The organism is Duganella kummerowiae, from assembly GCF_053572355.1.
This window is the reverse complement of the sequence record NZ_JBKFEH010000001.1, coordinates 21604-35401: the sequence shown is the minus strand read 5'-3', so window position 1 is coordinate 35401 and position 13798 is coordinate 21604. Positions and strand designations below refer to the sequence as shown.

Annotated in this window: 13 protein-coding genes; 3 read left to right on the top strand and 10 right to left on the bottom strand. The window is 66.9% G+C overall.

Translation table 11 applies throughout. From position 1 onward, the window contains the following. Positions 1–11: 11 nt before the first annotated feature. Positions 12–1985, bottom strand: coding sequence for an XrtA/PEP-CTERM system histidine kinase PrsK (gene prsK / locus ACLB1G_RS00175; protein WP_491625147.1), 1974 nt, complete (start codon positions 1983–1985; stop codon positions 12–14). Further along, positions 1985–3319 carry a TIGR03013 family XrtA/PEP-CTERM system glycosyltransferase gene (locus ACLB1G_RS00170; protein ID WP_491625146.1) on the bottom strand — a complete coding sequence of 445 codons (1335 nt, stop codon included), beginning with the start codon at positions 3317–3319 and terminating at the stop codon, positions 1985–1987. Before ACLB1G_RS00170 ends, prsK begins: the two co-directional genes overlap by 1 nt. A 197-nt stretch (positions 3320–3516) precedes the next feature. Here ACLB1G_RS00170 and nadB point away from each other — a divergent pair, with 197 nt between their 5' ends. Next, the gene (nadB, locus tag ACLB1G_RS00165; RefSeq protein WP_491625145.1) at positions 3517–5124 is read left to right on the top strand and encodes an L-aspartate oxidase; all 1608 of its coding nucleotides are present in this window, start codon (positions 3517–3519) and stop codon (positions 5122–5124) included. A gap of 1 nt (position 5125) precedes the next feature. Beyond that, positions 5126–6019 carry a GNAT family N-acetyltransferase gene (locus ACLB1G_RS00160; RefSeq protein WP_491625144.1) on the top strand — a complete coding sequence of 298 codons (894 nt, stop codon included), beginning with the start codon at positions 5126–5128 and terminating at the stop codon, positions 6017–6019. Here the strand turns inward: ACLB1G_RS00160 and ACLB1G_RS00155 are convergent. Genes ACLB1G_RS00155 through ACLB1G_RS00140 form a run of 4 tightly spaced genes read right to left on the bottom strand, consistent with a single transcriptional unit; the run spans position 6006 to position 10434 of the window. Beyond that, the gene (locus tag ACLB1G_RS00155; protein WP_491625143.1) at positions 6006–6800 is read right to left on the bottom strand and encodes a substrate-binding periplasmic protein; all 795 of its coding nucleotides are present in this window, start codon (positions 6798–6800) and stop codon (positions 6006–6008) included. The two genes, ACLB1G_RS00160 and ACLB1G_RS00155, sit on opposite strands and share 14 nt — an antisense overlap. 16 nt (positions 6801–6816) lie before the next feature. Continuing rightward, the gene (gene nadC / locus ACLB1G_RS00150) at positions 6817–7683 is read right to left on the bottom strand and encodes a carboxylating nicotinate-nucleotide diphosphorylase (RefSeq protein WP_491625142.1); all 867 of its coding nucleotides are present in this window, start codon (positions 7681–7683) and stop codon (positions 6817–6819) included. Next, positions 7680–8825, bottom strand: coding sequence for a quinolinate synthase NadA (gene nadA, locus ACLB1G_RS00145; RefSeq protein WP_491625141.1), 1146 nt, complete (start codon positions 8823–8825; stop codon positions 7680–7682). Before nadA ends, nadC begins: the two co-directional genes overlap by 4 nt. Before the next feature lie 7 nt (positions 8826–8832). After that, the gene (locus ACLB1G_RS00140; RefSeq protein ID WP_491625140.1) at positions 8833–10434 is read right to left on the bottom strand and encodes an ABC-F family ATPase; all 1602 of its coding nucleotides are present in this window, start codon (positions 10432–10434) and stop codon (positions 8833–8835) included. Between the two features lie 191 nt (positions 10435–10625). On the opposite strand from ACLB1G_RS00140, the gene ACLB1G_RS00135 reads away from it, so the two are divergent. After that, positions 10626–11117, top strand: coding sequence for a hypothetical protein (locus ACLB1G_RS00135; protein ID WP_491625139.1), 492 nt, complete (start codon positions 10626–10628; stop codon positions 11115–11117). On the opposite strand, the gene ldcA is transcribed toward ACLB1G_RS00135, so the two are convergent. The 4 genes from ldcA to queE form a co-directional block, all read right to left on the bottom strand. Beyond that, positions 11118–12026, bottom strand: coding sequence for a muramoyltetrapeptide carboxypeptidase (gene ldcA / locus ACLB1G_RS00130; protein WP_491625138.1), 909 nt, complete (start codon positions 12024–12026; stop codon positions 11118–11120). Between the two features lie 114 nt (positions 12027–12140). Further along, a complete protein-coding gene (gene tadA, locus ACLB1G_RS00125) occupies positions 12141–12641 on the bottom strand; it encodes a tRNA adenosine(34) deaminase TadA (RefSeq protein WP_491625137.1) in 501 nt (166 codons plus the stop codon). Further along, positions 12634–13080, bottom strand: coding sequence for a 6-carboxytetrahydropterin synthase QueD (gene queD / locus ACLB1G_RS00120; RefSeq protein WP_491625136.1), 447 nt, complete (start codon positions 13078–13080; stop codon positions 12634–12636). Before queD ends, tadA begins: the two co-directional genes overlap by 8 nt. A gap of 10 nt (positions 13081–13090) precedes the next feature. Then, complete coding sequence (gene queE, locus ACLB1G_RS00115) at positions 13091–13726, bottom strand: 7-carboxy-7-deazaguanine synthase (RefSeq protein WP_491625135.1); 636 nt, start codon at positions 13724–13726, stop codon at positions 13091–13093. Positions 13727–13798: the final 72 nt, after the last annotated feature.

Below are 13798 nucleotides of genomic sequence, written 5' to 3'. Positions count from 1 at the left end.
GGCCGCATCCCTCATGCTGCCACGGCCGCCACACTGGCCAGCGGCAGGACGATACGGAACATGGTGCCGCCGCCCGGCCGGCTGTGCACCTCCAGCCGGCCGCCGACGCTGCGTATGTATTCGCGGCTTTCGAAGGCGCCTACCCCCATGCCGGATGGCTTGGTGCTGTCGAAGGGACGGAACAGGCGCTCACGGATGAATTCGGCGCTCATGCCGGCTCCGCTGTCGCGCAGCTCGACCACGGCGGCGGCGTCCTGGCGCAGCAGGCGCAGTGTGATGCTGCCATCCGGCGGCGTGGCTTCCACCGCGTTCTGCAGCAGGTGGCCCAGTACGCGCTCCAGACTGTCGCGGTCGGCCAGCACGCTCAGGCCGGGAACGGCGCCGGCCAGCCGTGGGCGCGGCGCCAGCCCGGCGCGCGCCCGCACCATGCGCTCCAGCAGCTGGTCCAGGCGCAGCGGCGCGGCGGCGCCTGCCTGCGGAGGCTGTGCCAGGCGCTGCAGCAGCAGCCGCATTTTTTCCACCGCATGGTCCAGGGTTTCCAGCATGTCGGCCTGGAAGGCAGGATTGTCGCAGTGGCGCCGGGCGTTAACCACAAGCAGCGACAGCTGCGACACCAGGTTTTTCAGGTCATGCACAACAAATGTCGACATGCGGCTGACGGACTCGAACTGGCGCGCCAGCGCAAGGTGACCGGCCGAGGCCTGGTAGGCCAGGCAGGCGGCCGCCTGCCGGCCGGCGATCCTCAGCACGTCGATCAATTCCCAGTCCAGCGCCAGCGCCGTGCGCGCCCGCGTCAGGCAGACGAAGCCGAACAGCTGCTCATGCAGCAGCAGTGGCACCACCAGCCACAGTCCGGGGATGCCGCGCACGCTGTCCGGCATGGCGGTCCGTCCGGCCTCCAGCACCCACTGGCGCTCCCGCAGCAGGCGGCAAAAATCGCTGGCGGCTGGTTCCGCCGCGTCCAACCCGGCCATGTTCCATCTGGCGGCGGGAGCATACTCCTCCCCGTCGCGGCGCAGCCACAGCACCCCGGCAGGGCTTTCCACCAGTCCCGCCAATGCCTGCACGGTGCGCTCGGCCAGTTGCGGATCATCCTCGGCCAGGGCCGCCGTGATGCGCAGCCACTCCTGGCGGTAGTCGAAGTGGTGGCGGTAGAAATGCTTGCTGATCCAGACCTTGAGCCAGGCCCGCGCCGCGCCTGAAAACAGGGTGCCGGCCAGCACCAGGATGGCGCCGCACAGGCAGGCCAGCTGCATCAGCGGCCCCCATAGCCCGCCCACGTAGCGCAAATAACAGGCGCTGGCCGCCATCGCCAGCAGGTACAGCGCGGCGCCCAGCAAGGCCATCGAATGGAACATCAACTGGCGCGACAGGCGCCAGGCCGGGGCCGGCCGCCACTGCCGCTTGCGCGCCAGCGACAGCGCCAGCAGAGGCGCGCACAGCGCGCTGACCAGGCCACGCGCGTTCCAGATGTCCGGATTGACGGTCCGGAACAGCAAGGCGTCGCTGTACAGGTAGAAGTCGTAGGCGAACGTGGCGCCCAGCCCGAGGCAGGCAAACTTGATGCCCCAGCGCTCTCCCATCGGCGAAGCGCGGTACAGCTGCTCCACCAGCAGCATGCCCAGCACCGCCAGGGCCAGGCGCAGCGCCAGCGTACAGGTCCAGGCACCGGGCGCCAGCTGCAGCGGCGCCAGCACGGCCAGCAGCACGCCACCGGTCAGTACCACGCGCCGCCGTGCGCCCAGCAGCAACGCCGGAAACAACAGCCAGGCGCCAGAACGGCCCAGTTCCAGCCCGTTGGCCCAGGCGCCGGCGCCATCGCGGCCGGCCAGCGCCGCCTGCAGGGCCCAGGCGGCGGTCAGCAAACAGGCGCCAGCCAGCACCGCTAGGTGACGCTGGCCCGGCCGGCGGGCGACCGCCATAGCGGCCGCCAGCGCATAGGTGGCCGCGCACACGCCGTAGCTGAGGGCCGCGACGGCTGCCATCACCGGCTACCCTTGCCCAGCAGCACCACCTGCACGGTTTCCAGCAGTATCAGCAGGTCCAGGAACAGGCTGTGGTTCTTCACATAATACAAATCGTACTGGAGCTTGCGTACCGCGTCCGCCACCGATGCTCCGTACTGGTAACGGACCTGGGCCAGCCCCGTGATACCCGGCTTGATGGTGTGACGCACGTTGTAGTAGTCCACCTCATGGCCTAGCTGGCGGACGAAATGGACGCGCTCCGGGCGCGGACCGACAAAGCTCATCTCCCCCTTGAACACATTAAGCATTTGCGGCAGCTCATCGATGCGCAGCAGCCGTATCCAGCGCCCGACCCGCGTGACGCGCGGATCGTCCGCCGCCGCCCACTGGGGCTGGCCGCCGCGCTCGGCGTCGACGCGCATGCTGCGGAACTTCAGCACCTTGAACAGGCAGCCGTTCTTCCCGACCCGTTCCTGCTGGTAGAACACCGGCCCGCCATCGCCGGCACGCACCAGGAGCGCCGTCACCAACATCACGGGCAGGGTGAGCAGGCCGATGGCGGCGCTGGCGGCCAGGTCGAAGGCGCGCTTGACCGACGCCCGCAGCCAGCTCTGGTCGAAGCCGCCGCCGAAGATCAGGAAACTGGGCTGCAGCGCATCGATGCGGATCTGGCAAGCCTCGCGCTCGAAAAAGGCCGCCACGTCGGTGATGCGGATGCCGTCCAGCGCGCACTCGAGCAACTGACGCTGCGGGAAGGCGCCATTGCGCCGGTCGCTGACGGACACCACGATCTCGTCGGCCGCCAGGCGCCGCGCCAGCGCGCGTATCGGCAACCCGGCCGGCAGCAGCAGCACGGGGGGCACGCAGCAGGACTCGCCGGCCACCGGCACGCAGCCCACCACCTGGAACTGGTGGAATCCCTGGCCGCCGGTGGCCAGCTCCAGGCATTCGCGCGCAATGGCGCCGTCGCCGACCAGCAGCAGGCGCTGGCGCATGACGCCGCTGCGGGCAGAGGTACACAACAACAGCCGCGTCGCCATCACGCCGCAGGCGCCCAACGCGAAGGCGGCGCCACCCACCCCGCCCTGGCGCGCCGCATACAGCAGCAGAAAACCCAGCAAGAAGGCCGGCAGGATGCGCAGCAAGCTGTAGCGCAGCGCAGCGCGCGAGCCGGGACGGTACATGCCCAGTGCGCTCATGCACAGCACCAGCACCAGGGCAAATGCGCCGGCGCCCAGCATCGGGTCGCCATGGCGCGCCGTCAGCATCCCGGCCGCCAGCAGGATCGAAAGTTCCAGCAGCAGCAGGCCGAAGCCCAGCTTGGAGACGTAGTGGTGGAAGATGCGTATCACGATGGCTCCCCCGGCGGATGGCGATGGTTGGTGGAGCTTCCATGATGGCGAACCCGGCATTAATTTGTCTTGCGCCCGCGCAAGGTAGTAGGCCATCCCGCAGTCCGGGCCGCCGCTGATAAAAGAGCTTATGTGACGTCTGCGTGACAAATGGTCTATAGTCATGCCTGTTCACAGCAAATATTGACCATAGAATCATGAAATTTGATGTAGCAATCGTAGGCAGCGGCCTGGCCGGCCTGTCGGTGGCCCTGCACCTGGCCGAGACCCGCACCGTGGCCATCATTTCCAAGCGCGCCCTGCAGGATGGCGCCAGCAACTGGGCCCAGGGCGGCATTGCCGCCGTGCTTGATTCCGGCGACAGCCATGAGCAGCACATAGACGATACCCTGGTGGCCGGCGGCGGCCTGTGCGATGAGGGCGCCACCCGCTTCATCGTCGAGCACGGCCGCGAAGCCATCGAGTGGCTGATCGACCAGGGCGTGCCCTTCACCCGCGACGCCAGCGCCGAACTGGGCTTCCACCTGACCCGCGAAGGCGGCCACAGCCAGCGCCGCATCATCCACGCGGCCGACGCCACCGGCCACGCGGTCCAGGTCACGCTGGAAGAAAAGGTGCGCGCCCATCCCAACATCACCCTGTTCGAGCACCACTGCGCAATCGACCTGATCACCTCCGACAAGCTGCACCCGGTCAAGAAGGGCTCGCAGCCCCGCTGCCACGGCCTGTACGTGCAGGACGAGCGCAGCGGCCAGGTGCACACCTTCGCCGCCGAGCACACCGTGATGGCCACCGGCGGCGCCGGCAAGGTCTACCTGTACACCACCAATCCCGACACCGCCAGCGGCGACGGCATCGCCATGGCCTGGCGCGCCGGCTGCCGGGTCTCGAACATGGAGTTCATCCAGTTTCACCCGACCTGTTTGTACCACCCGTATGCCAAGTCCTTCCTGATCACGGAAGCCATCCGCGGCGAGGGCGGCTTGCTCAAGCTGCCGCCGGAAGCCGGTCCGCACGCCGGTTTCCGCTTCATGCTGGCCCACGACGAGCGCGCCGAGCTGGCCCCGCGCGACGTGGTGGCGCGCGCCATCGACTTCGAGATCAAGAAGCGCGGCCTCGATTACGTGCACCTGGACATCAGCCACAAGCCGCGTGAATTCCTGATCGAGCACTTCCCCACCATCTACGCGCGTTGCCTGGAGCTGGGTATCGACATCACCAAGGAACCGATCCCCATCGTGCCCGCCGCCCACTACACCTGCGGCGGCGTGGTCACCGACCTGATGGGGCGCACCGACCTGCCCGGCCTGTACGCCGTGGGCGAAACCGCCTGCACCGGCCTGCACGGCGCCAACCGCCTGGCCAGCAACTCCCTACTGGAGTGCGTGGTGGTGGGACGCGCCTGCGCCCAGGACATCGCATCCAAGGAAAAAGGCGAAGTGCCCTACCTGCCGGACTGGGATGAAAGCCGTGTCACCGACGCCGACGAGGAAGTGGTGATCGCCCACAACTGGGACGAGCTGCGCCGCTTCATGTGGAACTACGTAGGCATCGTGCGCACCACCAAGCGCCTGGAGCGCGCCCAGCACCGCATCGCCCTGCTGAAGGAAGAGATCGACGAGTATTACCGCAACTTCCGCGTCACCCACGACCTGCTGGAGCTGCGCAACCTGGTCGAGGTGGCCTCCCTGATCGTCAACAGCGCGCTGCTGCGCCGCGAAAGCCGCGGCCTGCATTACAGCCGCGACTATCCGGAGACCCTGCCCAAGGCCTTGCCCACCATCCTTACCCCGGCGCGGCGCTGAGATGGACACGCCACTGCAGGTGGTCGAGGCCCAGTTCGCGGCCTACAACGCCAACGATGCGCAAGCCCTGGCCGCCATTTACGCCGAGGACGCCCGGCTGTTCCAGCATCCGGACACGCTGATGGTGGCCGGACGGCCGCAGATCGAGGCGCGCTTCCGCGAGCGTTTCGCGCTCAGCCGCCCACAGGCGCGTCTGCTCAACCGCATCGCCGCCGGCGACCTCGTGATCGACCACGAGATCGTCACCAGCAGCGTCACCAGCAGCGGCGCGCCGGGAGCGGCCCGCATGGAGATGGCGGCCATCTATCAGGTGCGTGATGGCCGCATTGCCCAGGCCTGGTTCAGCATGGCGTCCATGGCCAGCCTGCGCCTGGCGCGCGAGGACGACATCCCCGCCATGGAAGCCCTGATCGCCCGCTCCGGCATCGAATTGAGCCAGGGCTTCTACACGCCTGAACAAGCCGAGGCCGTGACCCGCCACGTGTTCGGGGTCGACACCCAACTGGTGGCCGACCAGACCTATTATGTGATCGAACAGGACGGCAAGCTGGCGGCCTGCGGCGGCTGGAGCAAGCGCGCCACCCTGTTTGGCGCCGACAAGCACAAGCAGGGTTCCGATCCCCTGCTCGATCCGGCCACCGAGCCGGGACGTATCCGCGCCTTCTTCGTGGCGCCCGACGCCGCCAGGCGCGGCCTGGGCCGCATGCTGCTCGAGCACTGCACGGCCCAGGCCCTGCAGGCCGGCTTCGGCGCGCTGGAACTGGCCGGCACCCTGCCTGGCGTGCCGCTCTACCTGGCCAGCGGCTTCGAGATCGTGGAGCGGTTCGAGGTATCGCTGCCGGGCGGCGTGCAAGTGCCGCTGGCCCGCATGCGCAAGGACCTCAGGGCAGGGTGAGATCGTACCTGCGCGCGAGCTTATGCAGCTCGCCGCGCGCCAGCAGCTGGCCCAGGGTGCGGTCGAAGGCGCGCCGCAGTTCGTCATGGGCCGGCAGCTGGGGAAAAGCGAAATAAGCGCGCTGCACATCGATGGCGGGCGCCAGTTCCACCAGCATGCCGCGCAGGCCCATGGCCAGCAGCACCGGCGCCACGTTGCGGCGGTTGGCCGCGAACAGGTCCACGTGGCTGTGTGCCAGCATATTCAGGCCGCTTTCCACCGTGTTGGTCACGCTGACCTGCATGCGTGGCCGGACCGCTTCGAACACCTCGCCATAGGCCCAGCCGTTAATCACCGCCACACGCTTGCCCTGCAAGGACGCCAAGGCGCCATTCCAGGCCGGCGGTCCCTGCACCCGGCCGTAGAACACGATCTGATCCTGGTAGAAGGCGTGCTCGGTGAAGGCCATCACGGCCAGCCGCTCGGCCGATTTGTAGGGGCCGACCAGCAGATCGGCCTGGCCCTGCGCCACCATGGCTTGCGCCCGCTTCCAGGGATAGATATCGATGCGCGCCTCGCAGCCCATCTCGGCCAGCACCTGCCGCGCTACGTCCACGCCCAGACCGGTGTAAGCGCCATCGGCCGTGCGCTCGAAGATGCGGGCGAACTGGCTGCCTACCACGCGCACCACGCGCCGCTCGCGCGGCGCGGCCGGCAATGGCCCGGCGGCGGGCAGCAAGGCGCCCAGCGCCAGCAGCAGGCGACGCCGGTATGGCAGGTGCAGGCTGGACCGTTCGCTCACCGCGCTTGCATGCCGCTCAGCCGACGATGCGCAGCGAGTAGTCGGTCGCGCGCACGTCCTTGGTCAGGCTGCCGATCGAGATGCGGTCCACTCCGGTCTCGGCAATGGCGCGCACGGTCCCGAAGTTGATGCCGCCGGACGCTTCCAGCAGGGCGCGGCCGGCGTTGAGCTGCACGGCGGCGCGCATCATGTCCGTGTCGAAGTTATCCAGCAGGATGGAAGCGGCGCCGGCGGTCAGCGCCTCCTCCAGCTCGGCCAGGCTTTCCACTTCGACCTGGATGGACACTTTCTTGTCCAGGCGCTTGGCGGCCGCCACGGCGGCCGTGATGCCGCCCGCCGCCGCGATATGGTTTTCCTTGATCAGGATGCCGTCGTACAGGGCCATGCGCTGGTTCTGGCCACCGCCCACCCGCACCGCATACTTTTGCGCCTGGCGCAGGCCGGGCATGGTCTTACGGGTGTCCAGGATGGCGGCGCGGGTGCCGGCGATCACGTCCACGTAGCGGCGCGTGGCGGTGGCCACGCCGGACAGCAGTTGCAGGAAGTTGAGCGCGCTGCGCTCGGCCGTCAACAGGGCGCGCGCCGGCCCCTCGATGGTGCACACCACGCTATCAGCAGCCATCAGGTCGCCTTCCGCGTACTTCCAGTCGATGGCAATGCCGGCGTCCAGGCAGTCCATGACGCCCTCGAACCAGGGCGCGCCGCACAGCACGGCGGGTTCGCGCACGATCACGCGCGCCTGGGCTGTGCCACCTTCCGGCACCAGCAGGCCGGTCAGGTCGCCGCTACCGACGTCTTCCAGCAGCGCCGCCAGCAGGTTGGCTTCGAACGCGGCCTTGAGCGCATCGTCGAACGGCGCATGGGGATTGATCAGGGTGCTCATGCGGGACCGATACCGGAAAAGAGTTGGGCTTCCTGCGCCAGGTCCGGGCCCGGCTGCACCTTGGCCTTGCGGGCCGCGGCGAAATCGAGCATGCGCGTGATCGAGGTCACGGCCTGCTTGCCGGTCTCGGGATCGACGTGGATATCGTTGGCGTGGTTGCTGTCCATGGTTTCCAGCAGCTCGGCCAGGTTTTTCAGGCCGTTCATGGCCATCCACGGGCAGTGCGCGCAGCTCTTGCAGGTGGCGCTGTTGCCGGCCGTGGGCGCCTCGATGAAGCGCTTGCCCGGCGCCGCGGCGCGCATCTTGTGCAGGATGCCGTTGTCGGTGGCGACGATGAAGGTGTCGGCATCCGACTCCACGGCGGCGTTGATGATCTGGGTGGTGGACCCCACCACGTCGGCCAGCGCCACCACGTTGGCGGGCGACTCCGGGTGCACCAGCACCTTGGCCTGCGGGTACTGGGCTTTCAGCAGCTCCAGCTCGACGCCCTTGAATTCATCGTGCACCAGGCAGGAACCCTGCCACAGCAGCATGTCGGCCCCGGTCTGCTTCTGGATGTAGGAACCCAGGTGCTTGTCCGGCGCCCACAGGATCTTCTTGCCCTGGGCGTGCAGGTGCTGGACGATCTCCAGGCCGATGGAGGACGTCACCATCCAGTCGGCGCGCGCCTTGACGGCGGCGCTGGTGTTGGCGTACACCACCACGGTGCGGTCCGGATGGGCGTCGCAAAAGGCGCTGAATTCGTCGGCCGGGCAGCCCAGGTCCAGCGAGCAGGTGGCGTCCAGGTCCGGCATCATGATGCGCTTTTCCGGGCTCAGGATCTTGGCCGTTTCGCCCATGAAGCGCACCCCGGCCACGATCAGCGTCTGGGCCGCGTGGTCGCGCCCGAAGCGCGCCATTTCCAGCGAATCGGAGACGCAGCCGCCGGTTTCCTCGGCCAGGTCCTGCAGGTCGGCGTCCACGTAGTAGTGCGACACCAGCACGGCGCCCTTCTCTTTCAGCAGCTGCTTGATACGCGCTTTCAGGGCCGTACGCTCGGCCTGGTCCAGGGCGGCTGGCGTGCGGGCCCAGGCATGGGCCACGCAGCTGGCGCCGTCTTGCGGATGTTCGTACTCGACGGATTTGATTTCGACGGTTTGCATGTGTGTATCAGGCGATGCCCTGGCTGCTCAGGTATTCTTCGTAGTTGCCGCGGTAGTCGATCACTTCGTTTTCCTTGATCTCGATGATGCGGTTGGCCAGCGAGGACACGAACTCGCGGTCGTGCGACACGAAGATCAGGGTGCCGGCGTACTTGTCCAGCGCGATGTTGAGCGACTCGATGGATTCCATGTCCATGTGGTTGGTCGGCTCGTCCAGCAGCAGCACGTTGTGGCGGCCCAGCATGAGCTTACCGTACATCATGCGGCCCTTTTCGCCGCCGGACAGCACCTTGACGGATTTCTTCACCTCGTCGCCGCCGAACAGCAGGCGGCCCAGGATGGAGCGCACGGCCTGGTCGTCGTCGCCTTCCTTGGTCCACTGTCCCATCCAGTCGGTCAGGGTCTGGCCGGCCGCGAATTCCTCGGTGGGGTCCTGAGGCATGTAGCCGACGTTGGCGTTCTCGGCCCACTTGACCACGCCGTGGTCGGCCGACAGTCCGGCGATTTCCTGGCCGCCTATGCAGCGCAGCAGCGTGGTTTTACCGGCGCCGTTGGCGCCAATGATGGCGATGCGTTCGCCCGCTTCCACCATGATGCTGAAGTTGTTGAACAGGGTGCGGTCGTATTTCTTGCTGATGCCGTCCACTTCCACCGCCAGGCGGTGCAGCTTCTTCTCGCCTTCGAAGCGCACGAAGGGATAGGCGCGCGAGGACGGCTTGATGTCGTCCACCTTGATCTTGTCGATCTGCTTGAGGCGCGAGGTGGCCTGGCGGGCCTTGGACTTGTTGGCCGAAAAGCGCCGCACGAAGTCCTGCAGCTCGGCCACCTTTTCCTTGGCCTTGGCATTGTTGGCCAGCTGCTGGTTGCGGGCCTGGGTCGAGGCCAGCATGTAGTCGTCGTAGTTGCCGGGATAGATCTTCAGGGTGCCGTAGTCCATGTCGGCCACGTGGGTGCAGACCTGGTTCAGGAAGTGGCGGTCGTGCGAGATGATGATCATGGTGGAGTTGCGCTCGTTGAGCACGTCCTCCAGCCAGCGGATGGTGTTGATGTCCAGGTTGTTGGTCGGTTCGTCCAGCAGCAGGATGTCGGGATTCGAGAACAGGGCCTGGGCCAGCAGCACGCGCAGCTTCCAGCCCGGCGCCACCGCGCTCATGAGGCCCTGGTGCAGCTCGATGGCGATGCCCACGCCCAGCAGCAGTTCGCCGGCGCGCGCCTCGGCCGTGTAGCCGTCGTACTCGGCCACCTTGCCTTCCAGTTCGGCCGCTTTCATGTAGTCGTCGTCGGTGGCGTCCGGGTTGGCGTAGATGGCGTCGCGCTCGGCCATGGCGGCCCACATCTCGGTGTGGCCCATCATTACCACGTCCAGCACGCGCATGTCCTCATACGCGAACTGGTCCTGGCGCAGCTTGCCCAGGCGCTCGTTCACATCCAGCATCACGTTGCCGGCCGACGGCTCCAGGTCGCCGCCCAGGATCTTCATGAAGGTGGACTTGCCGCAGCCGTTGGCGCCGATCAGGCCATAGCGGTTGCCTTCGCCGAACTTGACGGAGATGTTTTCAAACAGCGGCTTGGCGCCGAACTGCATCGTGATGTTTGCTGTGGATAGCATAGGGAATGGACTTTGCGGATTAGGTGAGGCATAAAGGCAAAATTATACAGCAATCCATGGTGAGAACGGGTTATCCTTTTAAAAACATGGACTTACCATCACCATCACCAGATCCCTTGAATATTGAATTGGGGAACTGGTAAGCTACGCCGTCCAGGCTAGCCTGTCCCAGTACACCCTCAAGGATTTCAATGAAAGCTCTGCTGCTGTTGACTTTAGTTTCAGGCGCGGCCATGGCGGCCGATGACGCCGCCCTGCTGCGCTGCCGCGCCATTGCCGACACCGGCGCCCGCGTGGCCTGCTATGACGCCATTCCGGCCGGCACCGCCCCGCGTGCGGCCGCAGCGCAAGCCGCCGCCGCGGCTCCTGCTGCCGCCGCGGCGCCCGCAATGACTGCGGAACAGCGTTTCGGCCTGACCGAAGCCAGGAAAAAAGAAGTGGAAAAAGCGCCTGCCGAAGCCAGGTTCATCGAAAGCACCATCCCCGGCACCTTCGGCGGCTGGTCCGGCAACCAGCGTATCAAGCTGGCCAACGGCCAGGTGTGGCGCATCGTCGATGGCAGCGACGCCAGCCTGCCCGACCGCCAGGACGTCAAGGTGCGTATCGTGCGCAACTACTTCGGCACCATGTTCATGGAAATCGAGGGCACCAACCAGTCGCCCAAGGTCAAGCGCGAGCAGTGATCACAAGGTCGGATAGTCGCTGATGGCCAGATCGAAGCCATCGTGGTCCGACACCAGGCGCGCCATGCCGCCAAACGGCAGGGTGCAGCGCTCGCGGATATGGCCGAACGGCAGCCCGGTCAGCACCGGCAGCGGCAGCACCTGGCGCACATAGGCCAGCATGGCGGCAAAATCGTAGTCGCGGTCGGCCGGGGTCAGCTTGTAGCCGGAAAAGTCGCCCAGCACCAGGGCGCGCTGGCCATCGAAGGCGCCGGCCTGCCACAGCTGCAGCAGCATGCGCTCGACCCGGTACGGATGCTCGTTGATATCTTCCAAAAACACGATGCCGCCTGCCAGCGGCGCGAAGTACGGCGTGCCCAGCAGGCTGCACAGCATGGCCAGGTTGCCGCCCCATAGCTTGCCGCTGACATCGACCAGCGGATTGCCGGCCGCCGTGCCGCGCACGCTGTGCACCGGGCCGCGCAGGCAATCCCAGAACTGCCTGAGCGTGTACTCCACCGGTTCGGGGCGGATGAAGTCGTCGCAGACCATGGGTCCGGCAAAACTGCTGCGGCCGGTGGCCTGCATCAACCCCATGTGGAAGGCCGTGAAATCGCTGTAGCCGACGAACAGCTTGCCGCTGTCGGCCATGGCGCGGAAATCGATGTGCGGCAGCAGGCGCGTCATGCCGTAGCCGCCGCGCAGCGCCAGCACCACCTGCACGTCCGGGTCGGCAGCGGCCGCGTTCAGCTGGGCCAGGCGGCCGGCATCGGTGCCGGCGAAGCGCTGGAACTTGTGTTCCGGTTCGTAGTAGTTGTGCACCGTGCAGCCCTGACGCTCCAGGCGGGCGATGCCGGCATGCAGGGCCGTCTCATCCAGGGCATAGCCGCCCAGGGCGGCAATCGCGATGCCGATGTTCTTGTCGCTCAAACGTGTTCCGATCAATGGTTGGCGCGGCTGCCGGCGCGCAGCACGGGCAGCCGCGCAAGCTGGTGCGCCATCTTACCGTCACGGGGAAACGCGATCAAGGCCGGCAGCGCGCGCTCAGTTTTGCGCGGCGGCCTTGCGCGCAGCCGCGGCGGCGGCCCGGCGCGCGGCGAAAAAGTCCTTCAGCATGGCGCCGCACTCCTCGCCCAGCAGGCCGGACTCGGTGGCCGTGTGATGGTTCAGCAAGGCCTGGTCGAACAGGTTGACCACCGAGCCGCAGGCGCCGGTCTTGGGATCGGGCGCGCCATACACCACGCGCGCCAAGCGCGCATGCATGATGGCGCCCGAGCACATGGCGCACGGCTCCAGCGTCACATACAGTTCGCAGCCCGGCAGGCGGTAATTGCCCAGCGCCTCGGCAGCCGCGCGCAGGGCCACGATTTCCGCATGCGCGGTCGGGTCGTGGCGGCCTATGGGCTGGTTGTAGCCGCGCGCGATCACCACGCCATCCTTGACCACCACCGCGCCCACCGGCACCTCGCCATGGTCGCGCGCCAGGCCAGCCTGGGCCAGCGCCTCGCGCATATAGACTTCAGCGGCGGGCGGCAGTTCAGGCATCGGTGATCTCGGCCCAGCAGTTGGGGGTTTCGTGCAGCACCAGCTTGTGCAGGTGCAGGCCGGTGCCGTAGCGGTCCTTGTAGGCCGCCTTGAGGATGCCGAAGGCCACGTGGGCCAGGTTTTCCACGGTCGGGATGCGGTCTATCACCACCGTCTTGTGGTTGGGCAGGCTGGCCAGGAAGCCGCGCACCGCCTCATCCTTCTCGTACACCAGGAAGGCGTGGTCCCAGACATCGACCAGGTGCTCCTTGGCCAGCGCCTTGATGTCGGAAAAGTCCATGATCATGCCGTTGTCCGAATTGCCCTCCTGCGTAATGATGTTGCCGGTCAAGGTGATTTCCAGGGTGTAGCGGTGGCCGTGCAGGTTGCGGCACTGGCTCTTGTGGTCGGGGATGCGGTGGCCGGCGTCGAACTCCAGCTTGCGGGTAATGGTCAGCACGGTGGCTCTCTCAGGGTATTTGCAGCAGTTTATGGGTTTGCAGGCTCAGCTTCCACTTGGGATTGCGCTTGCAGGTCTCGATGGCCAGCGTGGTGTTGTAGGCGGCCAGCGGGCCGTCCATGGGCTGGACAAAGAAATGGCCGAAGTCCAGGTCCTCGTAGGCGGAAAGGTCCTGGTTGGCCTGCGGTATCACCACCTTGATTTCATTGCCTCGGTGGACCACCAGGGTGGAGCCCATCTTGGGGCTGACGCAGATCCAGTCCACGCCCGCCGGCACCGGGATGGTGCCATTGGTCTCGATGGCGATCTCGAAGCCGGCCGCATGCATGGCCGCGATCAGCGCATCATCCAGCTGCAGCAGCGGCTCGCCGCCCGTGAACACCACGTATTTGCTGGCCGCGTAGCTGGCCGGCCACAGCGCGGCGATGGCGGCCGCCACCGCCTCCGGGGTCGCGAACTTGCCGCCGCCCTCGCCGTCGGTGCCGACGAAATCGGTGTCGCAGAACTGGCACACGGCGCTGGTGCGGTCGCTCTCGCGGCCCGTCCACAGGTTGCACCCGGCAAAGCGGCAGAACACGGCGGGACGGCCCGCGTGCGCGCCTTCGCCCTGCAGGGTGTAGAAAATCTCTTTGATGCTATAGGTCACAGTCGTTCCAAAAAGCAGGATGGCAACCCTCTATTATAAGCCAGCACCGGCCGGACCGCGACAACAGGCCGT

Bases quoted from the DNA above. Each gene is read 5' to 3' on its own strand.
- prsK (WP_491625147.1), bottom strand. From the start codon at position 1,985: ATGGCAGCCGTCGCGGCCCTCAGCTACGGCGTGTGCGCGGCCACCTAT.
- nadB (WP_491625145.1), top strand. From the start codon at position 3,517: ATGAAATTTGATGTAGCAATCGTAGGCAGCGGCCTGGCCGGCCTGTCG.
- ACLB1G_RS00160 (WP_491625144.1), top strand. From the start codon at position 5,126: ATGGACACGCCACTGCAGGTGGTCGAGGCCCAGTTCGCGGCCTACAAC.
- nadC (WP_491625142.1), bottom strand. From the start codon at position 7,683: ATGAGCACCCTGATCAATCCCCATGCGCCGTTCGACGATGCGCTCAAG.
- nadA (WP_491625141.1), bottom strand. From the start codon at position 8,825: ATGCAAACCGTCGAAATCAAATCCGTCGAGTACGAACATCCGCAAGAC.
- ACLB1G_RS00140 (WP_491625140.1), bottom strand. From the start codon at position 10,434: ATGCTATCCACAGCAAACATCACGATGCAGTTCGGCGCCAAGCCGCTG.
- ACLB1G_RS00135 (WP_491625139.1), top strand. From the start codon at position 10,626: ATGAAAGCTCTGCTGCTGTTGACTTTAGTTTCAGGCGCGGCCATGGCG.
- tadA (WP_491625137.1), bottom strand. From the start codon at position 12,641: ATGCCTGAACTGCCGCCCGCCGCTGAAGTCTATATGCGCGAGGCGCTG.